Below are 22,711 nucleotides of genomic sequence, written 5' to 3'. Positions count from 1 at the left end.
ATTGTGATTTACCCCTCTTTTTTCCAGGCACTTCGTTTTTCCGGGTGGACCCTGAATTCTGATTCAGTTCGATTCGAAAAAGGAAAGGGTGATTTTTGTGGAAATGGAAACGGTAAAATTGTCAGCAATCGTCATGAGGTGGTATCCGGATATGATACCGTTTCTGAAGCAGGACGAACTCAATTCTGTAATCGTTCTGCGTGACGGTCTTAGTATTCTGGAACCGGCAGATGCCATGGATATCATCCATTACAGCATTTGCGAGCATCAGAATTCTGCGTATCTTCATTAAGTAAGCTGCCTTACCAGCAAGCAAGTTATAATAGTTGCCGCTCCGGACTTTGGCGTTCGTGCCAGTCCGGAGCGGCATTTACTTTTTAGATCAGCGATTCAAAATCTGTACATCCCGTTTATTAACAACAAGAGCGGAGTCATGACCTCAAAAATTACGGGTATTGTTACAAGTCTGTTCTTTTTGGGTGCATCCGTTACTTTATACTTTATAAGGAATGTACATAAAGGGAGCGATTAAGAAAATGAACATCACCTGGGCTTTACTGATGATGGCCCTGGGAGGCGTTGGTGTCCCGAATCAGGGACATGAAGCTGATGTGGCAGCAGCACTGCAAGGCGCCATGAACCCCCCCATCGTCGCACAACAAACCACTAATCCTGATGCAGCGACTTCACCGAACGGAGGCGGCACTACCGCTCCTTCACCTTCACCAAGTGCCACCGCAGAGGCAGCACTTCATACCGACCCGCAGCCGGATGCTCCCAAAGTCAAAGGGATCTACGTAACTGCGTACAGCGCCGGGGGTGCACGGATGGAAACTCTGCTTGCCCTTCTGGACAAGACAGAGCTGAACTCTATGGTCATTGACATCAAGGATGATGCCGGATATATCACATATAAGACGGATAATGCTGAGCTTCAGCAGATGGGACATCCCCAGCCGTTCATCGGTGATATCAACAAGCTGATGACCCGGCTGAAGGAGCATGATGTCTATCCGATTGCCCGGATCGTGGTATTCAAGGATTCTGTCCTCGCCAAAAAGAACAAGGAATTGTCCTTTGTGAATAAAGACGGCTCTGTCTGGGCCAACAAAGGCGGAGACAGCTTCGTGAATCCTTATAATGAAGCGGTGTGGAAATATAATGTGGATATTGCCAAGGAAGCCGTGAAGCTTGGCTTCAAGGAGATTCAGTTTGACTATGTGCGTTTCCCTGAAGGCTTCGAGAAACGTGCGGACACACTGAAGTACACGAAGAGCGACAGACCGCGCGTGGAGATCATCGCCGACTTTGTCAAATATGCCAAAGCAGAGCTGGCGCCGCTCGGAGTGCGGACATCCGTGGATATCTTCGGCTACGCTGCCTCGGTACCTGCTGCTGAAGGTATTGGCCAGGATTTCGTCAAAATATCCAAAAATGTTGATGTTATCAGCCCCATGGTCTATCCGAGCCATTACTCCACCGGCTGGTTTGATGTGAAAGACCCTGACAAAGACCCTTATGCGACGATCAAGGGTTCGATGGTCGATACACATAAGAAGCTTAATCCGCTAGGCAGCTACAAACCGGTCATCCGTCCGTGGATTCAGGACTTCACCGCCAGCTGGCTGGGCAGCGGACATTATGTCAAATACGGCAAGAAGCAGGTTGAAGATCAGATCCGTGCCCTGAAGGACGAGAACATCGAGGAATTCCTGCTTTGGAATGCCAATAACCGCTATACCTCTGATGTGAAATACGTACAATAGGCTTTCTGCAATTATAAGGTGCATCCATTAGCTACACTCTAGCCCGGCAGCCGCCGGGCTTTTTACTGGAAAATTTCATTAATATGAATAGATACATATACGTATACATTCTTATATTTTAAAGATAACGGAGCATTGATTATTATGAAACAGACTACTTCCATTAAACAAAAAGCCGGACAATTCCTGCACATCTTACTTCCGATCCTGATTACTCAGATTGCGCTGTCTGCGATCACCTTCTTCGATACCAATATGTCCGGCAAATTCGGCACGAATGATCTCGCTGGCGTGGCCATTGGCACGAGCCTGTGGATTCCCATCCAGACCGGCCTCAGCGGTATTCTAATGGGGATTACCCCCATTGTCTCTCATCTCCTCGGCAGCAAACGTGACAAGGAGGTCGCAGGCCAGGTGATGCAGGGCATTTGGCTCTCACTGATTATATCAGTGCTGGTCCTTATTCTGGGCGGCCTTGCCCTTTCGCCGATATTGAACTTCATGAATCTGGAGCCTGCCGTACGTGATATCGCCTTCCGGTTCCTGGGCGCTATCTCCTTCGGCATTATCCCGCTGTTCGGCTATACTGTTGTCCGCAGCTGTATTGACGCACTCGGGCAGACCCGGGTCTCTATGTTCATCACCCTGATTGCACTGCCGGTCAATGTGGGGCTTAACTATCTGCTGATCTTCGGCAACTTCGGATTTCCCCGTCTTGGCGGAGTAGGCGCAGGTGTCGCTTCTGCCATCACCTATTGGGTCATCTTCCTGATTGCTCTGGTCTTCATCTACCGCGCTGAGACTTTCCGTAACCTGCGGATCTTCCGCAAATTCTATGCCATGTCGTTAACAAGCTTCAAGGAGCTGCTGAAGATTGGCGTGCCGATCGGCTTTTCCATCTTTTTTGAGACTGCGGTATTCTCAGCCGTAACCCTGCTGATGAGCCGCTTCGATACTGTAACTATCGCTGCCCATCAGGCCGCAATCAATTTCGCCTCCACCCTGTACATGATTCCGCTGAGCATCTGTATGAGCCTGACGATTCTCGTCGGCTTCGAGAGCGGCTCCGGCCGGCTTAAGGATGCGCGGCAGTATGGCATCATGGGTATCGGCAGCGCGGCAGTGCTCTCCCTGCTTACAGCGCTTGTCCTGCTGTTCGCAGGGAATCATGTGGCCGGACTGTACTCGGATGAACCTGAAGTGATCTCGCTGATCCAGCATTTCCTGATCTATGCGATCTTCTTCCAAATCTCCGATGCCATTGCAACTCCTACCCAAGGTGTACTGCGAGGCTATAAGGATGTGAATCCTGCATTCATTATTTGCTTCATTGCCTACTGGGTAATCGGGCTTCCCGTCGGCTATCTGCTTGCCACTTACAGCAGCCTCGGTGCATACGGATACTGGATCGGACTGATTACCGGTCTGGCTATAGGTGCAATTCTGCTGCTAGCCAGGCTTGTCCGGGTGCAGAGAAGATTCTCCGTAAAGGGAGCATGATAACGAGCCAAGGACAAGCCCCTTTGTATTGGAGTAGGATCAACTTTGCGCATTTGAATGAACGCTGCGCGAACGGACCGATGTTCCAATCGCTCTTGTCCCCAGATTTTTTGGATTCCCCTTAGCGGTGAAAATCCGGGGACAAAGGCGACCCCATTCGCTTTTCCACATTCGTTCCGTCCTCTCCGCTGTTTAAGCGGGATACGAATACATTCTTCAAAAACGCAAAGGGGCTGTCCAAGCCATTTTATGGCTTTTGGGACAGCCCCTTTTCAACTACCGGCTCTTCACAAGCAGTCCGACTGCTTCCTTAATCACTTGATCGGGAGAATTCCCTTGTGCCAGCTCTTCCTGAATGCAGTGCTCCAGATTATCTCCGATAACTGCACCTACAGTGCGGTCTACGGCGGTTCTGATCGCTGTCAGCTGCGTCACGATCTCGCGGCAATCCTTGCCTTCCTCCAGCATACCCAGTACTCCCCGCACCTGACCTTCAATGCGCTTCAACCGGTTGGTAATGGCTTTATCATACTCCACGGTTCCTTGACCTCCTCTAGATGAACAGATTAACACCCGAATCCTCTGCGGCTCCAAGATAACTGGCAACACCGCCAAAGTCCACGCCTTCAATCAACTCTTCCTGCTTGATGCCCATAATGTCCATGCTCATCGTGCAGGCCATCAGCTTCACGCCAGCATCCAGCGCTCCCTGCATCAGCTTCTCCAGGGAATCCACATTCTTGCGGCCCATGGTATAACGGATCAGCTTAGCGCCCAGCCCGCCCATATTCATTCTGGATAAAGGAAGCTTACGGGTCCCTTGCGGCATCATCTTACCGAACATCCGGTCAAGACCGGATTTACTCACCTTCGGCGGCTGCCCGCGGCGTAGTACATTCAGCCCCCAGAAGGTGAAGAACATGGTTACCTGCTTGCCCATAGCTGCGGCACCTGTGGCAATAATGAAGGAGGCAATGGATTTGTCGAGGTCGCCGCTGAATACAATCATAGTGGTCCCTTCTGAAGGCAGGGCCTGCTCTGTCTGAAGCCCGCTTACGTCTGCCGGGCTTTGCCCTTTGCGTACCAATGCTTTCACTCTGCCTCCGGACACATCCACAGATTCGAGCGTGTTATGAGTCTTGCTGCACCATTGTCTGATATCAGCGGCAAAACCGAAATCTGTTGCGCTGATCTCCACCTGCTGGCCTTCCTCCATCGACTTTACGGTCTCATATACTTTGAGTATAGGGCCTGGGCACTGTAAACCGCAAGCATCCAGCACAAGGCGCGGCTTGGCATTAAGCTGCTCCTGACTATTCACTGTACCGTCCGGAGGGAGGTCCGCCAAAGCCGGAGCCTCCGGCTCTCCACTCCCGCCGGAATTCTCTTCTGCCATTGCGGCATAAGTTTTATAGCCTCCATCCACGTTCCTCACCGGATACCCATATTGACTGAGCATTCTGGCAGCAATATAGCCGCGTAACCCTACCTGGCAGGATACCGCAATTTCCTTCCCCCCCGGAATTTCTGTCAGCCTGTCCCGCAGCTCGGATAGCGGAATATTAACAGAACCGGGAATATAGCCTGCCAATCTCTCGGCCTTGTCCCTGACATCAATAATAAGTCCGCCGCCGCGCGTGAATTCATCGACTTCATGCCACTGCAGATTACGGACAAGCCCCTCCATTACATTAGAGGCAACATATCCGGCCATATTTACTGGGTCTTTGGCCGAGGAATACGGCGGTGCATAGGCAAGCTCCAGATCGGCCAGCTCATCGGCCCTCAGCTTGCTGCGGATGGCGGTCGCAATGACATCAATTCTTTTGTCAGCACCACTGCTGCCCACTGCCTGTGCTCCATATATCACTCCGGTCTGCGGATTGAAGAGCAGCTTCAACGCTATCGGAGCCGCACCAGGGTAGTACCCGGCATGCGAATTGGGATGGATATGCACAGCCTCGTAGGGTACCCCCAGTGACTTGAGCGTCTTCTCATTATTGCCGGTAAGCGCAGCAGTCAAGTCAAAAATCTTGATAATTGCAGTTCCCAGTGCTCCCGTATAGGAAGCTTCGCGCCCGTTGATATGATCGGCGGCCAGACGACCCTGACGATTCGCCCCCCAGGCCAGGGAGACCATGGTATCGAACCCCTGCACCCGGTCCTTCACTTCAATGACATCCCCGACTGCATAAATCGCCGGATCACTGGTCTGCAGCGAGGCATTCACTTTAACGGCCCCCCGGACTCCAAGCGCAAGGCCGCTGCTGCGTGCCAGATCATTCTCAGGACTGACTCCGATGGCCATAATTACTATATCTGTCTTCAGCTGATTACCAGAAGAGAGGCGAAGCAGCCGGCCCTGCTCTTCAAAAGCTTCCACTCCCTCGTTCAGCCGCAGCTCTACACCATGAAGGCGCATATGCGCTTCCAGCGGGCGGACCATTTCAAGATCGAGCGGGTTCAGGATCTGCTGTCCCCGGTCGATTACGGTGACTGCAAGACCGCGCTCCCGCAGGTTCTCCGCCATTTCAAGTCCGATGAAGCCCGCACCGATCACTGTGGCATGTCTGAGCGAATTGGTATCCACATAATCCTTGATACGGTCCGTATCGGGAATATTTCTTAAGGTGAACAGGTTCTTGGCATCAGCGATTCCCGGAATAGGCGGAACTATCGGCTTGGCCCCGGGAGACAGCACAACGATATCATACGGAATCTGGAAGACCTCTCCTGTCGCGACATTGCGGCAGTGGACCTCCTTGCGTTCGCGGTCGATCTCCGTCACCTCGGTGAAGACCTTCACCTCAATATTGAAGCGGGCCTGTATACCCGCGGGTGTCTGCAGAAAGAGCTTGTCTCTGGAATCAATCGTCTCACCGATATAGTACGGCAGCCCGCAATTGGCAAAAGAGACATGCTCTCCCCGCTCTATCATAATGATCCGGTCTTCTTCATTTAATCTTCTTAAACGCGCGGCCGCCGATGCCCCTCCGGCAACTCCGCCAATAATGACTATAGTTCTGCTCATCTGTATTTCCTCCTTCGGGTTATATACCCCTATGGGTATTATTATATACGGGTGGGGGTATATGTCAAGCTGAAATAGACGGTATTCGTTTCAGCGAGAACTAGAAGGATAAGTTATCGTGTGCAACATATAAATTCTCATATTTCAAAAAAAACGATCCTCCAATGGAGGATCGCCAGAATCGCTGCTATGTTGATCATTACTACTTAATTCGTTCCCGTTACTCTTATTGGGACAACCGGGAAGCCAGCTCATACAGCTCGATATCGAAATCTTTCTTAGTGTTCACAACCTTATCAATATCCGTAAGCGTCAATTCTCCTTTAATAAGTCCGCAGGCCTTGTCCGATTCGCCTTCAATCAGCTTGCGGACGGCGAAATCGGCCAAACGGCTGGCCAGGTTACGGTCTGCCGGGGTTGGCGTACCACCGCGCTGAATATGTCCCAGCACCGTTACACGGGCATCCAGGGAAGCATGGCGGTCTTTGAGCGCCTGGGCAACATCTTCACCCTTGCCTACGCCTTCGGCTACGATGACAATACTATGACGTTTGCCGCGGGCGAAGTTATCCTTCATCCGGTCAGCTACTTCATTAAGATCATATGGCATTTCCGGCACCAGAATAGTCTCCGCTCCCGAAGCAAGGCCAGCATGCAGAGCGATGTCCCCGCAGTGACGTCCCATAACTTCTACGATAGAGGAACGTTCATGGGAAGACATAGTGTCGCGCAATTTATTGATCGCATCTACTACAACGCCAACGGCTGTATCGAATCCAATGGTATAGTCCGTGAATGAGATATCATTATCAATCGTTCCCGGCAACGCCATGGTTTTAATGCCCAGCTTACTGAGTTTGTTGGCACCGTGGTAGGAGCCGTCTCCGCCGATGACAACCAGACCGTCGATACCGAACTCATTGAGAATGTCCGCACCCTTCTGCTGTCCTTCCGGCTTCATGAACTCCAGGCAGCGTGCAGATTGCAGAACGGTACCTCCGCGCTGGATAATATCGCCTACACTCCGCAGATCCATCGGGAAAATGTCACGGTTCAGCAGACCCTGATATCCGCGCTGAATGCCAAATACCTCAATTCCGAAGTAGATTGCGCTGCGGACGACCGCACGTACAGCGGCATTCATGCCCTGGGAGTCTCCACCACTGGTTAATACTGCGATTTTTTTTACGTTTGACATTCTGTTAGTTCCTCCTTAAAATTGCGCCGGATCTCCTAATCGGACGAAGGCCCGGCAGCATCTGATGCATTAATACATACGTTTGCGTATCCAGCGGCTGTTGACGAAGAAGAAAAGCCGGGTCAGCGGACTTTTTCTCATCAGCCGTTTGGATACCAGGCGAACCTCCCGCTGTTCGCTGACTTTGGGATCGGACAAATAAAGTGCCAGAAGTCCTTCGATGACCATACGATGCATGGAGGTCTCGGGTAGATTCTGGACATCCCTGCGGGCCCACTCTACGATCGAAGCGATCCGATCCAGCATAGTATCCGTATTCTCATAATAATTGCAGAAATTGAGATCACCGCCGGCCCGGTCTTCGTCCTGGTCAATCAGATAATCCAGCATAATGTGCAGCCCGCACACATGCGGAAAGTACGCAGCACGAATGGAAGCCGATGCAGCGGTGCTCAGCTTGGGATCACAGGAAGCCAGAAAAAGCATAAACACACCCAGAGTTGAACCGGTTGCGGCTGCAAACTCATTCCACTGGAGATGAGGTGCACGATGCCCCTCCTTCTCCCACCACTCCTTCAGGGCAGCTTCCCTGAGATCAGGATGAATGTGCTTGTAGACCTGAAGATCGGTGTACAATACGGCCAACTGATAAATCTCTTCAGCGGCAGCACCGTATCCCGGAAGCCGGGAGGTCATCTCCTGGCATTTGCGGACCAGCCTGTTCAAATATCCGCCATCATTCTGTTCGGTACGCAGCGCATAATAGTTCACTGGCTCTGCGCCGGGGATAACCGCATCAAGCATCGACTGGTGCAGCAGCCGAAAATCGTCAGGGTCAAGCGAAGTACTGCGATCACATAGGTTGTCCAAATAATCACTGATTGTCTGATAAGCAACAATTAGCGGAATCAGTATATGTCTCATCGACAAATTACCGGCGGCATAGATACCACCGCCTTGGCAATGAAACTGCTTCGTTTCAATGCTGGCAAGCGCTTGCTTACGGAGCTCGGGATCGGGAATTCCTTCTGCATCCTGGCGCCAGAAATCGAGACATGATCGCACTTCCGGCAGCACGTACTTATAGACCCTGTTCATCATTCCAATAGGACCGCGCGGACTTAGGTAACGGCCTTGCTCAAATTCATTCAATGACAGTGCCTCCACATTGTTGTCTCCTTATCCAAATCATCATTATTATAATATGCAGAGCGTATTTGTACAAACAACAAAATCACTTTCGCAAAAGCTTGAAAGATTCAGAAAAACGATATTTTACGTAACCCCGGCCTCTCCGCTTTATGCTATACTATTACCCGTTCAGCCAAAAAAGGTTACTATTCTAAGTTTTTGTCCTATCCGAAGGAGTGCACAACCATGAATGCGAGACGGAGCGGCGGCCAATACAGTGATCAGAACTGGCTGCGATCCTTTATGTTTACGTTATACGGCACAAGTGTGCTGGTTGTTTCTTATTTCCCTTTGTTCTATGCACACTTAGGGTTCAGCAGTCCGCAAATGGGCCTGCTGTACTCTGTGGGCCCGCTGATTTCGATTCTCTCCAATCTATTCTGGAGTATGATGAGTGACAGGCTGGGTACGGTACGGAAGATCATGGCGCTTCTGCTTGGCGGCCAGCTGGTCACCGCCATTATTCTCGCCAGAGCTACCGATTTTTCAAGTGTTATGCTTATTTTGTCCTTTTTCTATTTCTTCTATTACCCTGTATTTCCGCTTGCAGATACGATGGCCATCAAAATCGCCCAGCGGCACGGGCGGAATTTCATCGCCATTCGCGTGTTCGGCTCCCTCGGGTATTCTTTCTTCGCCCTTACGATCGGATATGTATTAAGAGCGATGGGACCTCAGTACAGCGTAGCTATTTGTATTGTCATTGTCGTGACTGCGCTGCTGATTACATTTGGACTGAAGGATGTGAAGCGCAGCGAAGCCGCTCCCGCACTGGCAGGCGGAGAATCACCGGACAAACCCCTTAAAGGCGCCGGACTCCGGGAAATTCTGCTCCAAAAGGAAGTGCTGTGGTTCTTCGGCTCCGTCTTCCTGCTTGCCATAGGTTACCGGATGAACGAGGCCTTCCTGACCATAAGCCTCAAGAGCATGAATGCAGGTGATGAGATTGTCGGCTGGGCGCTGCTGGCCTCTGCACTCAGTGAGATCCCGATCTTCTTCCTGCTGAGCAGGTACGGCGACAGGTTCAAGGAGCTGCCGCTGCTGGCCTTTGCCAGCCTGATGTTCACGCTGCGCTTTCTGTTCATGGCGCTGGCCCAGGAGCCGGGAACTGTGGTAGCCATTCAGGCTATGCACAGCGTCTCATTCGGTATCTATTATGTAACGGCCGTCCGCTACATCACCCGGATTATCCCCGATCATCTCCGGGCAACCGGGATGGCGCTGTTCACTGTCGTATGGTCCAGCGGTGCAGGTCTGCTCAGCGGCACCTTCGGCGGACTGATCTACCAGGATGCCGGACGGATTGTATTCTATATGGTAGCTACAGGCTTCTCCATCCTAGCCCTAATCGGCTTCCTGTCCAAGCATCTGATGGACCTCGGAGGCGGTACGGACCGCCCGCTGCGCAGCAACTCCAAGACTCCGCTCTAAGCGGAGCAAGCCATGCCGTTCCTGTCCGGGATCGGCATGGCTTGTTGCCGCTTCCGGCTTAAATCAGCTTCCTGAGGCGCAAAAAAACACAGTTCCCGAAAGAACTGTGTGCTGCTTAAGTTGCCTTATGCTACTCATGCCAGTGCGTGCTGCATCAAATATATATATTGCGGCTGGCAGAAGCTCTGCCTTGGCCGTATTTTATAATTTAACTACGTTTGCTGCCTGTGGTCCACGGTTACCGTCAGTAACATCGAATTCAACCGCTTGACCTTCGTCCAAAGTCTTGAAACCGTCGCCTTGAATGGCTGAGAAGTGAACGAATACATCTTCGCCGCCTTCTACTTGAAGGAAACCATAACCCTTTTCTGCGTTAAACCACTTAACTGTACCTTTCAAATGAACAACCTCCTAAAAATACCGCCATATATGGCGTATGCTTACATTATACTCTTTCTTTACTTGTAAAGCAATCCATCATTTCCCTGATTTCGTGAATTAATTTGCTTTTCCCTTCTCCGGTGCGTTATCATTGAGCCAAAAGCCAAAAATCGCCAGGGTGGTAATGATAATGATCAAAAAACATGAAATATACAAAACAGACAAATGGAACATGATGACCGTGGAGGTTCAGGGACGTTATATTATCCTCCGCGAAATATCCGATCAGTGGGGGGAAGAAACCCACACCTTCATGAGCCGGCCGGCTATGATGCAGTGGGTGAACAACCGCTTCAATAAAGAATCCTACAAGGACAATGAAGAAGAGTACAAGAATATTATCGCTGCCTTCAAGCAGGTATAATCCGGCATGAACAATGAGAGTCTTGTAATCTATGTAATCGTCGTTCTGTGTCTCGGTGCCGTTCTGATCATGAGCAAGGATAAGATGCCCCCGCGCCTCAAGCGCGGGATGGCGTTAACCGCAGTCGTTATGATTGCGCTGGCTTTTGTTTTCATTATTTATAGCCTGCTCACATAACTTCATCTTACAGCACACATCTGGTTTAATAAACATGAATTGGCAGGGCATACTAAGCAGACTTTGAGACTCAGGAGGCTGCCGTCATGTCCGTTACCGCCAAATCACTCCCGCTCCTGCTTGCGCTCACCCTGCTGCAGGGAAATCTGTCCTCAGCAGTCCCGCAAGTGAAGACCGGCTCTGCCGCATCCCATCAACCGAGGAGGATATCTATGGAACAATTACCTAAGAGAAGTGAAGTGCCCGCTGAGAACCGCTGGAAGCTTGAAGATATGTTTGCTTCAGAGAATCAATGGGATGCCGAATATAAGGAAGTGAAGGAGCTGATTGCAAGTGCCGCTTCCTTCCAGGGCAAGCTGGATTCTCCAGATTCCCTCAAAAAATGCTTCGAGCTGGACGACAAGCTGTCCCTGCTGACCGAACGCCTCTATGTCTATGCGCATATGCGCCAGGATGAGGATACGGCTGCACCGAAGTATCAGGCCCTCTCCTCCAAGGCCAAGAAGCTTGGCGTTGAAGCAGGAGAAGCACTTTCTTTTGTCACACCGGAGATTCTGGCTCTGCCCGACGCAACCCTCGATCAGTTCATCTCTGACCCTTCGCTGTCCGACTACACCTTCACTTTGACTGAAATGAAGCGTGAGAAAGCCCATGTATTGTCCAAAGCGGAAGAAGCCCTGCTCGCCCAGGTCGGCACACTTGCCCAGGCCCCGCAAACGGTATTCGGCATGCTGAACAATGCGGATCTCAAGTTCCCGAAGGTTAAGAATGAAGAAGGCAAGGAAGTCGAGCTGACTCATGGCAGCTACATTCAATTCCTGGAAAGCCCGGACCGTGAAGTGCGCAAGAATGCTTTCAAAGCGGTCTATGAAACTTACGGCAAACAGAAGAACACCATTGCGGCCACGCTGAGCGCGAATGTGAATAAGAATGTATTTTACTCCCGTGTGCGCAAATATCCTTCTGTCCTGGAAATGTCCCTGTACGGCGACAATATTCCGAAGGAAGTCTACACGAATCTGATCGACACTATCCATGAGAGCCTGCCGCTAATGCACCGTTATATGAAGCTGCGCCAGAAGCTGCTTGGAGTAGATGAGTTACATATGTATGACCTATTCGCTCCGCTCGTGGACGAATATAAGCTGGATATCACCTTTGACGAGGCCAAGAAGATTACCAAGGAAGGCCTGAAGCCGCTTGGCGAAGACTACTTGGGTGTCCTGCAGGAGGGCTATGACAAAGGCTGGATTGATGTATACGAGAACGAGAACAAACGCACCGGCGCATACAGCTGGGGGGCTTACGGCACCCATCCTTATGTGCTGCTGAACCACAACGACAACCTGAACAGTATGTTTACGCTGGCGCATGAGATGGGTCATGCCCTGCATTCCTACTATTCAGATACGACGCTGAAGTACCGGGATGCACAATACACTATTTTCCTGGCTGAAGTCGCTTCTACTACCAATGAGGCCCTGCTGATGGATTATCTGCTGAACAAGTCCACGGACCCTAAGGAAAAAATGTACCTGCTCACCTATTATGCCGACCAGTTCCGCACCACAGTATTCCGGCAGACGATGTTCGCTGAATTCGAGAAGATCATTCACCAGCGTGCGGAAGAAGGCGAATCGCTTACTCCTCAGGATCTCTCGGCCATCTACTATGACCTGAATGTCAAGTACTACGGCAAGGATATGGTGATTGATCAGGACATTGAGATGGAATGGGCGCGGATTCCGCATTTCTACAACAGCTTCTATGTCTACAAATATGCTACCGGCTTCTCGGCGGCGACGAGCTTCGCCAAACAGATTCTGGAGGAAGGCCAACCGGCGGTAGACCGTTACCTCGGCTTCCTGAAGAGCGGCGGCAGTGATTATTCCATCAACATTCTCTCCAAGGCCGGGGTTGACATGTCCTCCCCTGAGCCGATCCGCGAAGCAATGAGCGTATTCGAAAGCGTGATCGAGCAGATGGAACAGTTGACCAAGTAACACAGAAAGCTTAGTATAACAGTAATCCCTTGCCCTCTGCGGGCAGGGGATTTATATTGTCACACCGAACCGAGGAGGAAGAAACATGAAATTTCAATGGTCACTTATATTAGGCTTGTTTTTTGCCCTGCTGACCGCAGTATTCGCAGTCATGAATGTAGATACGGTTCCGGTTAATTTCGGCTTTGACGTTGTAAGCATCCCGCTTATTCTCGTGATCCTTGGCTGTGCGCTGATCGGGGGTCTTGTGGTGGGTTCTTATGGGATTTTTCGCCAGTATAAGCTGCAGAAGCAGATCAAGAACCTGAACGCCGAGCTTGCCAAGCTCCGTGATGCGGGCAGTGCTATGGATTCCCTGAACATCCCTAACGATTCTGTCCCTACAGAAGGAACCTCTCAGTTATAACCCATCTACCGAATAGGAGGAACATCCCTTGCTTAACATCCAGCCCAATGAAGAATATATCCTGACCCTGCTCAAAAAACTGCTGGACACTCCCAGCCCCAGTGGCTTCACCGCCCAGGTAATGGCTCTTGTAGCCGAAGAAGCCGCGGCGCTCAACATCCCGCTCAGCTGGAATGAGAAAGGCGGCGCCATGCTTACCGTGCCCGGCCTGGACCCTTCCCGCACCATTGGCATCAGTGCCCATGTGGATACGCTCGGCGCCATGGTCCGCTCCATTAAACCTAATGGTACCCTCCGCTTAACTTCGGTTGGCGGCTTCACCATGAATAGCATTGAGAATGAATACTGTATCATCCATACACGCAGCGGGTTAACTTACACCGGCACCATTCTTACAAGCCATCCTTCCGTGCATGTCTATGCCGATGCGCGTGATTTCAAACGCTCCGAAGAAAACATGGAGATCCGTATTGATGAGCCCGTCTCGACCAAAGATGATGTACTTAAGCTGGGGATTTCCGTCGGCGACTTCATCTCTTTTGACGCCCGTGCCGTGCTTACCCCAAGCGGATATATCAAGTCGCGTCACCTGGATGACAAAGCCAGTGTGGCTGCGTTATTCGGGCTTCTGGAGAGCATCCGGCGCGAAGGCTGGAAGCCGCTGCACAACCTCTCCCTGCTGATCTCCAATTATGAAGAGGTTGGACACGGCGCAGCCTGGATTCCGGGCGAAATCAACGAGATGATTGCTGTGGATATGGGTGCAATGGGCGATGACCTTAGCTGCAAGGAGACCGATGTCTCTATCTGTGCGAAGGATTCCTCCGGCCCTTATGACTATGCCATGACCAGCCGGATGATCGAGCTGGCGAACGGTCTGGCGATTCCATTTGCGGTAGATATCTATCCGCAATATGGCTCAGATGCTTCGGCCGCGCTGCGCGGCGGCAATAATATCCGCGCCGCGCTGATCGGCCCCGGCGTCCATGCCTCCCATTCCATGGAGCGCACCCATAAGCAGGCTGTGCTGAATACCGCTAAGCTGCTTGCGGCTTATGTGGGGGCGAACTGATATTCGAGGCGGCTTATCGGGTCCGGCAAGGGTGAAGCTGACTCAGCCGGGCAGCGAACCCTGAAGGGCAGCGCGCTCAGCGAACAGCGGACTCGGCGGCGGACAGCGCGGGGCAGCGAACTCGGCCGGGCAGCGGGCTCGGCAGACAGCGTGGGGCAGCGGGCTCGGCAGACAGCGCGGGGCAGCGGGGCTCGGTGGCGGGCAGCGGGCTCGGTGGCGGGCAGCGGGCTCGGGCGGACAGCGTGGGGCAGCGGGCTCGACGGACAGCGCGAGGCAGCAGACTCTAGAGCCTTACCTCCCGGCCAGCAAGTGGAAAAAGGTAGCTTAATTTGCTGGTTTTACGAGGATTTCCGGAAGCAAGTGGATAAACGACATCTATTATGTGGGTTTGAGCGAATTCGGGTGAAATATGATGATTTAAGTGCTGTTTATCCATCTGCTTCATTCGCAGGGCGCCCTCGTCCATCAGCAGGTGGATAAAATCCAACTAAATCCTCATGCGCTTCAAACCCGTCTAGTCTAGTAGCAATGACCGTTAGGAATCGGGAATTGCCAACAATACTTATGTGTGATAAATCCCCTATACGATACAAAAAATGCTGCACCGGCTTATTTAAATAGCTGGTGCAGCATTTTTGGCAGAACAACCATTCTGGATTAAAGCCGCGATCGCGATTGAAAAGTTGCATTTCGGGCAGGATTTGATCATAGCCCGGCCCGGATTAGATATTTCCGCTATGATACGGCTTCTCTAACCCATTGTGGCTAAGGCCACACCTGCTCCAGCTTATCCGCGTAGAACATAATGGCCTTGCTGTACTCTTGGATACCGGCATCGGCGGAGGTATCTGCAAGCAGCTTAAGAAGCAGTTCCATCGCCTCAGTATGCGCACCCAGATTATGCAGCGTCATCGCCAGGAATGCCTGGAACTCCGCACGCTGCGGGAATTCAAGCGCCCCCTGCTCCAGGATCGCACGGGATGCTGCATACTCTCCAAGCGTCCGGTACGTGCTGCCGAGTCCCAGCATCGCCCCCGCCTTCTGCTCCGCATCCGCAAGACCCAGCGCAAGACTCCGCTCATAATAGGACACAGCTTCTCTCTCCAGACCCAACACATCGTGCGTCCAGGCCAGCTGATAGTACAGTTCGGCATTACTGTCATCCGCTGACAATAACTCAAGCAGGAGGACTCTCGCTTCCTCCGCCTGTCCGGAGGTCCGCAGCGCTATGGCAGCTTCAATGGTACTTGTCACTAACAGCGCCCTCCTTCCATGATGTAGCTCTAGTATGACAAATTAATAACAAGTGGATACGGCTTTGCCGTCCTTTTAAAGGACGGTCCCGTTTCAGCGAGAAATAGAAGGATAAGTTATTGTGTGCAACCTATCTAATCCTCCTCAGACGCTTGTAAAAGGTGAAATCCTGCCATTTATACAACATTCCCCGGCTCTGGGCCGGTAGGATGGGGACAATGTTGTATTCCGGGCAGGAATTGGCTATAAAGTTACCCGCTCTCTGTCCGGGAAGGACAGTGAACAGAGGAATGCTCACGCTTTCCCGGCGATCTTCTCCGCCAGCTCGTTCAGATAGGTCCAGCGCTCCATCAGGCGCTCCAGCTCTGCTTCAGCCTGCCGTTGCTTCTCCACCAGCTCCTGAAGCTTGCCAGAGTCTGCAAAGGCCGCCTCCATCTGTGACGCAATCTCCACGAGATGCTGTTCAGCCTGTTCGATTGCCTCGTCTATGCCCTCGTATTCCTTCTGCTCCTTGAAGGTGAATTTCAGCTTCTCGCGGGAAGCTGCGGCAGCCGGTGTATTCGATCCCTGCTCAGCAGCCGCACCCGGAGCGCGTCCGGAGGTACCTTCCGACTTGGCGGAGTCTCCGCTACCGGACGGCACATTCTTCGCAAGCCACTCTTCATATTCGCTATAATCCCCGACATGCAGGCGAATAGCCCCGTCCTCGAACGCAATCAGCTTATCCACTGTGCGGTCCAGGAAGTACCGGTCATGGGATACGGTGAAGACTACACCGGGGAATTCATCCAGATAGTCCTCCAGCACCGCCAGGGTTCCGATATCCAGGTCATTCGTCGGCTCATCCAGCAGCAGCACATTCGGCGCCCCCATGAGTACACGGAGCAGGTAGAGCCGTCTTTTCTCGCCGCCGGACAGCTTCGAGATCGGGGTCCACTGCATCGCAGGAGGGAACAGGAACCGTTCCAGCATTTGCCCGGCAGTAATCACACTGCCGTCTGCGGTCTTGATAATCTCCGCCTCTTCCTTCACATACTCAATAGCCCGCAGGCTGAGATCCATGTCCTGATGCTCCTGGGTGAAATAGCCCAGCTTGACGGTAGTCCCCAGCTGAACCTCTCCACTATCCGGCGTAATTTTACCGGCAATCAGGTTAAGCAGGGTGGACTTCCCGCTGCCGTTCTTGCCGACAATCCCTACGCGGTCCTGCGGTACAGCAATATAAGTCAGATCCTTGATTAAGGTCCGGCCGTCCAGTGATTTCGTAAGATCCTGAATTTCGATGATTTTGCGGCCTAGTCTTGTAGAGGCCACAGAGATATCCATCGAAGCCGCTGAAGCCCCTCCTGTGCTGTCTTTGAGCTTCTCGAAGCGGTCGATCCGCGCCTTCTGCTTCGTAGAGCGGGCTTTGGCTCCGCGTCTGATCCACGCCAGCTCCGTGCGCAGCAGATTCTTGCGCTTCTGCTCCGCTGAGGCTTCGCGTTCTTCACGGTCCGCCTTCAGCTCCAGGAAGCGGGAATAGTTCGCTTCATAGCGGTACAGGCTGCCCCCGTCCAGCTCCAGCATCACGCTTGCTACCCGCTCCAGGAAATAACGGTCATGCGTAACCATCAGCAGCGCGCCGCGCCGCTTCTGTAAATACTGCTCCAGCCAGGCTACGGAATCCGTATCAATATGGTTGGTAGGCTCGTCCAGAATCAGCAGCTCCGATGGCGTAATCAGCGCTGCGGCCAGCGCGACACGCTTGCGTTGTCCGCCTGAGAGATTCTCCATCCGGGCATCGAACTGGGTAATGCCCAGCTTCGTCAGGACGGTCTTGGCCTCACTCTCCAGCTGCCAGGTACCGGCGGCATCAATAGCCTGGCTGATTGTGACCAGCCTGCCCTCCAGTCCCGAATCCCCCGGATTCTGCTCCAGAAGAGACAGGATCTCCATATACTCCCGCATCGTCGCAAGCTCCGGTTCATCCCCGGCAAATACCTGCTGCAGCACCGTATTCCCAGGCTCATACGGCGGGTTCTGGGCCAGAAACTGCACCCGCACATCATTGCCAATCGCAATCTGCCCCGCGTCCGCTGTGTCCAGTCCGGCGATAATCTTCAGAAAGGTCGATTTACCTGTTCCGTTTACGCCAATCACGCCAATCTTATCCCTGTCATCCATGCCAAAGGAGGCATCACGGAATAAGATTTTCTCCCCGTAGCTTTTGGAGAGATGTTCCACCGTCATAATATTCATCTGTTGTCCTCGCTTGCCTTATATTTTAAAACCAGAATTGGCTGTATTTCTTAGGGTTCAGACGGAAGATCACCAGACGCCGGATTCAGGCTGCCCAATGCCCCGTTAATGAAGAGTCTGGCCGCAAACCTCGCCCGCTTATCCGCATCTGCTTCCGCAAACTCCGGGTTGAACAGGATATCCATCTTCAGGCGGTCGAGTATCCCGATATACGACTGTGCCATCAGCTCCGGCTCGGTTGCCCCGCCTTCCAGCAGCACCTTCACGACAGCCTGCATGTAGGCTTCCATGAACTCGGCCATATAGGCCACCAGTTCAGGGTTATTGTTGGGCGCGCGGAAGAACAGCTTCGTATGCTGCTTGCGTTCATAATAATAGAACAAGTGATGCTCGGCAATGACCGAGAGCTTCTCTGTCAGTGTAGAGCAGATACGCAGCTTGCCCTCAAGCTGCTCGAGGAATTCTTCACAATCGCGGCGGGTGACCGCCATGAACAGCTCTTCCTTGCTTGTAAAATATAAATAGACCGTGCCCTTGGCAATTCCCGCACGCTCCGCTACTTCCGACATCTTCGTCTCGTAGAAGCCTCCTGAACCGAAAAGCTCATAAGCGGCATCCAGAATCGCTGCATGTTTGTCTACAGATGCACTGCTCAACGGTTCACCTCCCCCCAATTGTAATAATCAACGATCTTACCGGATAACGTAACGTAGCCCGTCCTCATCCTATGTAACTGACCAGCAGCGCCACAGCACCGCCGAATATTGAACTCACCGCATTCACCGTATCATTGTCCATCCAGCGCCAGCCCCGGGCGTACACAGTAGGCGTTCCGCAATGCTGCGAGGCTTCCACCTCGCGGCCGCAGACCGCGCAGCGGTTCATCCGCTGCACCGTGGCTCCCAGGATCGAGTCGGCAAAAGCTCCGGCCAGCCCGCCCAGCAGTCCGGCCAGAACCAGCAGCAGCAAAGAGTGCGGCATCATGCCTGAGGCTGCCCGCAGCAGCCAGGAGGCGGCGCCGATCAATGCCCCGCCTGCTGCCGCCGCCAGCGTACCCGGCAGGGACACGCCCCCGGAGGCACCCGCCTGCAGCACCTTCCCGGTCAGGACCGACCGGGGAGGCTTCCGGGCCAATGTGCCGATCTCTGTCGCCCAGGTATCCGAGGTCACGGTAGCCATGACCCCGATGAACAGGAATCCCCAGATTTCCAGCGGGTAAATTGCGTTCAGCAGAACCAGCAGCATACCAAGCCCGCCATTGGCGAAGACCTGGCCGGCGTCCCGGCGTCCCGTCTTGTCATACGTAGCCTCAAGCTCTGCCTTATTCTCATGATGAAGCCTCGACAGCAGGGTCGAGGAGATGAAGAACACCAGCAGGATGCCGAACCAGAACAGATTGCCCGCGCCGAAGTAGATCGTGCCCATCATGACTGCCGCCAGCATCCCCGAGAAGCTCAGCGACTGCTTCCAGTAAGCTGCACCTGCGACCAGCAGCGCACCGCCGGCCCCGATAATCCATTGCAGCACTTCAAGTCCTGTGAGCATCGCCTTAACCGATCAGGCAGGTGCCCATGAGAGTATCGCCCCAGAACAGCTCGAACGAATCGCCCGGTACCACAGGACCTACGCCTGCCGGCGTTCCGGTGAAGATGATATCATCCTTGCCCAGCCCGTAGCGGGAGGCAATGAATTCAACGATTTTTTGCAGCGGAAAAATCATGTTCTTCACGTTCCCCCGCTGGACTTCAATTCCGTTCTTGCGGACGGTGAAGTCTGTGGACTCCAGTTCTTCCTTCTCAGGCAAAGCAATATAAGGCGTCAGCGGGGCAGCATTCTTGAAGCCCTTGGCGGGCGTCCAGGGCAGGCCTTTGCGCTGCAGATCATTATGCACATCACGGAGCGTGAAATCCAGCCCCAGGGCCATGACATCCACCAGCTCGTCCACACTCATTCCCGGCACATAGTCACGCGCAATACGCAGCACCAGCTCACCTTCATAATGGATCAATCCTGCATTCTGGGGAAGATGAATAATGGATTTATCCAGCGCCACAGCAGCGTGTGAGGGCTTCAGGAAGATCAGCGGCTCGGCCGGCACCTGGTTGCCCAGCTCCTCCGCATGTAATTGATAATTACGTCCGACACAGTATACATTATTGACCGTTCCACTCATTGATCCTTCAGCTCGCTTTCTCTATATAATGATAGCCAACAGCCGTGCAGCTTACGCCTTCAGAAAGATATCGCCCCAGATATCCGGACGGTTCGTACAGATCATAATCTCGGAATGCATCGCGGACAGGCGGCGCATCTCCTTGCCCTTGTTCACGGTCCAGGCCATAACCTTCACGCCCCGCTCCACCAGGGACTTCACCAGCACCGGACTAAGCCGGTCGAAGCTGATGGATAGAAAAGAGCAGCCCAGCTCATTCAGCTTGCCCGCGGGATCACCAGATCTGGAGTCGTAGATCAGTCCCGTGCGGAACCTGGGGTCCAGCTCCTTAATCCGCTGCAGTGCACCGGCATCGAAGGAGGTCAGCACCACATCCTCGCGCATTCCCCTGGCATTCACCAGATCAATGACCGCCTTCTCAAGGCCCGGATACAGATCCCCGCTGGTCTTCAGTTCAATATTAAGCCGTAATCTGCCTGACGCCAGCGCAAGCACTTCCTCCAGCGAAGGCACCCGCTCTCCGCGAAAAGCCCGCCCTTTCCAGCTCCCCGCATCCAGGCGCCGCATAGGCTCAAAATCCATATTCTTCACCTTGCCGTGTCCGTTCGTCGTGCGGTCCAGAGAATAATCATGGATGACCACAGGCACCCCGTCCTTCGTCAGCTGTACGTCAATCTCCATCCAGCGTACATAAGGCAGCGCAATCGCCATCCGGACGGCTGCCAGCGTATTCTCCGGCGCTTTGCCGGAAAATCCGCGGTGGGCTACACACAGGTTGTTCATCATCATTCGCACCTCCAGCAGAAGTAATACCTGTTCAGGTGTTCTGGTAATTCAGGCTATTGTACAGCTATTTCAGAGCTATTTCACGGTTTGAGTAACGGTACCGTCATTGCGGATCTGGATCAGACCGGAAGAGATAGACTCCACTCTGTGCAGCAGCAGTTGCCCGTCCGCCTCATTCATCGGTACCGGCTGTGCCAGTTCAGCATCCATCGGCTTTAGCTTAAGCGAACACTGTCCTTGCTTGCTGCATTCCGCCTCAAATACCGCCGTCTCCCAAGTAGCCGGGACGGAACCGCGTGTAAAGATAAAGTTACCGGTGCTGTAGGCGATCCATTTGCCTTTGTAAGGCTCAATGCCCTGCAGTACATGCGGATGCCCGCCCATTACAAGATCCGCTCCGGCATCAATGAAGCTACGGCCCATATCCTGCTGGGTCTTGTCATACTGTTCCATCCGCTCCCGCCCCCAGTGGACGACAACGACGACAACATCGGCCTGCTGCTTGGCGGCGGCAATGGCTCTGAGCGCTTCCGCACTATCATATACAGAGGCAAGACCCGGCTTGCCTGCTTCGGCCTTCCATTCGATCACCGGCATCACCCGGGTGAAGCCAAGCAAGGCGATTTTGATTCCCTTCCGCTCAAAAAACTGAGCCGAATAGGCCTCTTTGCTGTTTTTTCCCGCCCCCACATGGGGAATTCCCCGCTCGCCCAGGTGCTTCAGGGTATCCAGCAGTCCTTCTTCCCCCTGATCCAGCGTATGGTTATTAGCGAGATTGACTGCATCTACACCGGCAGATTTGAGCGCATCCAGCGCTTTTGGCGGCCCCTTGAATACAAACTGCTTGTTCTTGGCCCCTACCCCGCGTGTAGTAATCGGAGTCTCCAGATTAACAACTGTGAGATCATCCTTCTTGAACATTCCATCCAGCGCGCTGTAGGAATAATCGTAGCCTTTCTTCTGCAGCAGCTCACCCGCCTTACCGCTGAAAATGATATCTCCGGCAAAGCTCAGCTTCACCGTCCCGCCGGAAGCGTTCTCCGGCAAGCCTGAGACCAGCCCGCCGGCCGTTCCAGTGGTTGCTAGCGGTGCATCCGTAGCGGCCGCCTGTTCCGTTGAAGCAGGGGTAGCGGCGGCTTCCGCTGTCTCTGCAGGCACCGGAGTAGCCTCCTGCGTTCTCTCGGGAGCAGGCTCCGGAGTGGCCGTTGCTGTGGCTGTGGCTGTAGCCACTGCCTCTGTCCCGGGCGCTTCCCCGGTAGGAAGAGCCTCCGTTGCCGCCGCTTCCGGTGAAGACGAAGTAACAGGAGACACCGGCGGAGGTGGGGAGCTATCCTGGTTATTATCATCCATGAACGAATAAGCCAGAACACCGGTAATCATCAGTAGCAGCATCACGTTAATCCATGCCCATACTCTTCTGCGCCGGCGCCTGCTTGTGCGTTTCTTGCCTTGTCTACTGCCTGATCTGGGCGGATACATGAGTACAAGTAATCTCCTTTACCCTTAAAGTGTTTCTATTATAGCATATCTATTAGCTGACGCTCCAAGGCAGCCCTTGGTACTAGGAAGGTATTTTCACAAGCGGAAACGGCTTTGCCGTCCTTTTATAAGGACGGTATTCGTTTCAGCGAGAAATATAAGGATAAGTTATTATGTGAAACATATAAATTCTTATATTTT

General features: G+C 53.0%; 22 protein-coding genes. 9 read left to right on the top strand and 13 right to left on the bottom strand.

The features are described 5' to 3' along the window. Nucleotides 1-103 precede the first annotated feature (103 nt). The 3 genes from KDC22_RS11160 (at nucleotide 104) to KDC22_RS11150 (ending at nucleotide 3,266) form a co-directional block, all read left to right on the top strand. The gene (locus KDC22_RS11160) at nucleotides 104-292 is read left to right on the top strand and encodes a hypothetical protein (RefSeq protein ID WP_171718441.1); all 189 of its coding nucleotides are present in this window, start codon (nucleotides 104-106) and stop codon (nucleotides 290-292) included. Nucleotides 293-536: 244 nt separating this feature from the next. Continuing rightward, nucleotides 537-1,766, top strand: a complete 1,230-nt coding sequence (locus KDC22_RS11155) for a putative glycoside hydrolase (RefSeq protein WP_173137786.1) — start codon at nucleotides 537-539, stop codon at nucleotides 1,764-1,766. Nucleotides 1,767-1,910: 144 nt separating this feature from the next. After that, nucleotides 1,911-3,266 carry an MATE family efflux transporter gene (locus KDC22_RS11150; protein ID WP_173137788.1) on the top strand — a complete coding sequence of 452 codons (1,356 nt, stop codon included), beginning with the start codon at nucleotides 1,911-1,913 and terminating at the stop codon, nucleotides 3,264-3,266. Between the two features lie 276 nt (nucleotides 3,267-3,542). On the opposite strand, the gene KDC22_RS11145 is transcribed toward KDC22_RS11150, so the two are convergent. From KDC22_RS11145 to KDC22_RS11130, 4 genes are all read right to left on the bottom strand, one after another. Further along, nucleotides 3,543-3,803, bottom strand: a complete 261-nt coding sequence (locus tag KDC22_RS11145) for a metal-sensitive transcriptional regulator (protein WP_173137790.1) — start codon at nucleotides 3,801-3,803, stop codon at nucleotides 3,543-3,545. Between the two features lie 16 nt (nucleotides 3,804-3,819). Further along, a complete protein-coding gene (locus tag KDC22_RS11140) occupies nucleotides 3,820-6,297 on the bottom strand; it encodes a CoA-disulfide reductase (protein ID WP_211723060.1) in 2,478 nt (825 codons plus the stop codon). A gap of 226 nt (nucleotides 6,298-6,523) precedes the next feature. Beyond that, nucleotides 6,524-7,495, bottom strand: a complete 972-nt coding sequence (gene pfkA, locus KDC22_RS11135) for a 6-phosphofructokinase (protein ID WP_173137795.1) — start codon at nucleotides 7,493-7,495, stop codon at nucleotides 6,524-6,526. Between the two features lie 69 nt (nucleotides 7,496-7,564). Then, nucleotides 7,565-8,647 carry a tetraprenyl-beta-curcumene synthase family protein gene (locus KDC22_RS11130; protein ID WP_211723059.1) on the bottom strand — a complete coding sequence of 361 codons (1,083 nt, stop codon included), beginning with the start codon at nucleotides 8,645-8,647 and terminating at the stop codon, nucleotides 7,565-7,567. Nucleotides 8,648-8,872: 225 nt separating this feature from the next. Here KDC22_RS11130 and KDC22_RS11125 point away from each other — a divergent pair, with 225 nt between their 5' ends. Beyond that, a complete protein-coding gene (locus tag KDC22_RS11125; RefSeq protein ID WP_211723058.1) occupies nucleotides 8,873-10,117 on the top strand; it encodes an MFS transporter in 1,245 nt (414 codons plus the stop codon). Nucleotides 10,118-10,318: 201 nt separating this feature from the next. Here KDC22_RS11125 and KDC22_RS11120 read toward each other — a convergent pair whose 3' ends face one another. After that, nucleotides 10,319-10,516, bottom strand: coding sequence for a cold shock domain-containing protein (locus tag KDC22_RS11120; RefSeq protein ID WP_036725228.1), 198 nt, complete (start codon nucleotides 10,514-10,516; stop codon nucleotides 10,319-10,321). Between the two features lie 172 nt (nucleotides 10,517-10,688). Between KDC22_RS11120 and KDC22_RS11115 the strand changes: the two genes are divergently transcribed. The 5 genes from KDC22_RS11115 (at nucleotide 10,689) to KDC22_RS11095 (ending at nucleotide 14,580) form a co-directional block, all read left to right on the top strand. Continuing rightward, entirely contained in the window at nucleotides 10,689-10,922 is a 234-nt protein-coding gene (locus KDC22_RS11115; RefSeq protein ID WP_036702226.1) for a hypothetical protein, read from the top strand. A gap of 6 nt (nucleotides 10,923-10,928) precedes the next feature. Further along, nucleotides 10,929-11,099 carry a hypothetical protein gene (locus KDC22_RS11110; RefSeq protein ID WP_173137798.1) on the top strand — a complete coding sequence of 57 codons (171 nt, stop codon included), beginning with the start codon at nucleotides 10,929-10,931 and terminating at the stop codon, nucleotides 11,097-11,099. 212 nt (nucleotides 11,100-11,311) lie between these two features. After that, a complete protein-coding gene (gene pepF / locus KDC22_RS11105; RefSeq protein ID WP_211723057.1) occupies nucleotides 11,312-13,102 on the top strand; it encodes an oligoendopeptidase F in 1,791 nt (596 codons plus the stop codon). An 85-nt stretch (nucleotides 13,103-13,187) separates the two neighbouring features. After that, nucleotides 13,188-13,508 (top strand): LapA family protein, encoded by a 321-nt coding sequence (locus tag KDC22_RS11100; protein WP_173137803.1) that lies wholly within the window; start codon nucleotides 13,188-13,190, stop codon nucleotides 13,506-13,508. A gap of 28 nt (nucleotides 13,509-13,536) precedes the next feature. After that, entirely contained in the window at nucleotides 13,537-14,580 is a 1,044-nt protein-coding gene (locus KDC22_RS11095) for a M42 family metallopeptidase (RefSeq protein WP_211723056.1), read from the top strand. 283 nt (nucleotides 14,581-14,863) lie between these two features. On the opposite strand, the gene KDC22_RS11090 is transcribed toward KDC22_RS11095, so the two are convergent. The 8 genes from KDC22_RS11090 to KDC22_RS11055 all read right to left on the bottom strand — a co-directional run bounded on the left by KDC22_RS11090 (nucleotide 14,864) and on the right by KDC22_RS11055 (nucleotide 22,510). Next, entirely contained in the window at nucleotides 14,864-15,067 is a 204-nt protein-coding gene (locus KDC22_RS11090; protein WP_211723055.1) for a hypothetical protein, read from the bottom strand. Between the two features lie 278 nt (nucleotides 15,068-15,345). Next, nucleotides 15,346-15,834, bottom strand: a complete 489-nt coding sequence (locus tag KDC22_RS11085; RefSeq protein WP_211723054.1) for a tetratricopeptide repeat protein — start codon at nucleotides 15,832-15,834, stop codon at nucleotides 15,346-15,348. A gap of 294 nt (nucleotides 15,835-16,128) precedes the next feature. Then, on the bottom strand, nucleotides 16,129-18,072 hold the full coding sequence (locus KDC22_RS11080; RefSeq protein ID WP_211723053.1) for an ABC-F family ATP-binding cassette domain-containing protein: 1,944 nt from the start codon (nucleotides 18,070-18,072) through the stop codon (nucleotides 16,129-16,131). A gap of 50 nt (nucleotides 18,073-18,122) precedes the next feature. Further along, nucleotides 18,123-18,728 (bottom strand): TetR/AcrR family transcriptional regulator, encoded by a 606-nt coding sequence (locus KDC22_RS11075; RefSeq protein ID WP_211723052.1) that lies wholly within the window; start codon nucleotides 18,726-18,728, stop codon nucleotides 18,123-18,125. Nucleotides 18,729-18,792: 64 nt separating this feature from the next. Beyond that, nucleotides 18,793-19,596, bottom strand: a complete 804-nt coding sequence (locus KDC22_RS11070) for a DUF92 domain-containing protein (protein ID WP_173137903.1) — start codon at nucleotides 19,594-19,596, stop codon at nucleotides 18,793-18,795. Nucleotides 19,597-19,621: 25 nt separating this feature from the next. Further along, entirely contained in the window at nucleotides 19,622-20,245 is a 624-nt protein-coding gene (locus KDC22_RS11065; RefSeq protein ID WP_211723051.1) for a fumarylacetoacetate hydrolase family protein, read from the bottom strand. A gap of 51 nt (nucleotides 20,246-20,296) precedes the next feature. Then, nucleotides 20,297-21,028 (bottom strand): glycerophosphodiester phosphodiesterase, encoded by a 732-nt coding sequence (locus tag KDC22_RS11060; protein WP_211723995.1) that lies wholly within the window; start codon nucleotides 21,026-21,028, stop codon nucleotides 20,297-20,299. A gap of 78 nt (nucleotides 21,029-21,106) precedes the next feature. Then, on the bottom strand, nucleotides 21,107-22,510 hold the full coding sequence (locus tag KDC22_RS11055; protein ID WP_211723050.1) for a CapA family protein: 1,404 nt from the start codon (nucleotides 22,508-22,510) through the stop codon (nucleotides 21,107-21,109). Between the last annotated feature and the right edge of the window lie 201 nt (nucleotides 22,511-22,711).

The organism is Paenibacillus tritici (genome assembly GCF_018207515.1).
Lineage (GTDB): Bacteria > Bacillota > Bacilli > Paenibacillales > Paenibacillaceae > Paenibacillus_AQ > Paenibacillus_AQ tritici.
This window is presented reverse-complemented; position numbering and strand designations above follow the sequence as displayed.